The sequence below is a fragment of the Pseudomonas sp. SIMBA_067 genome (assembly GCF_046534675.1).
GTDB classification, from domain to species: Bacteria; Pseudomonadota; Gammaproteobacteria; order Pseudomonadales; family Pseudomonadaceae; genus Aquipseudomonas; species Aquipseudomonas putida.
In genome coordinates this window covers 1-250 of sequence record NZ_JAWRYH010000975.1, presented here as the reverse complement: position 1 = coordinate 250, position 250 = coordinate 1, and the positions used below count along the sequence as shown (strand labels likewise).

The window sequence follows — 250 nt, the reverse complement described above, 5'->3', positions numbered from 1 at the left end:
AATCGATGGCGGCGTACTGGACAGCGGCCTGCGTCTTGAGCGTCGTCGCGTACCGCTGGGGGTTATTGGCGTGATTTATGAAGCGCGCCCGAACGTGACGGTTGATGTCGCTTCGCTGTGCCTGAAAACCGGTAATGCGGTGATCCTGCGCGGTGGCAAAGAAACGTGTCGCACTAACGCTGCAACGGTGGCGGTGATTCAGGACGCCCTGAAATCCTGCGGCTTACCGGCGGGTGCCGTGCAGGCGATT

The 250-nt window shown here is 60.8% G+C and carries 1 protein-coding gene; it reads left to right on the top strand.

The annotated features are described in order from the left end of the window. Positions 1 to 250, top strand: a 250-nt coding sequence (locus SB765_RS32125) for an aldehyde dehydrogenase family protein (RefSeq protein WP_410932826.1), incomplete at both ends; no start/stop codon positions are given.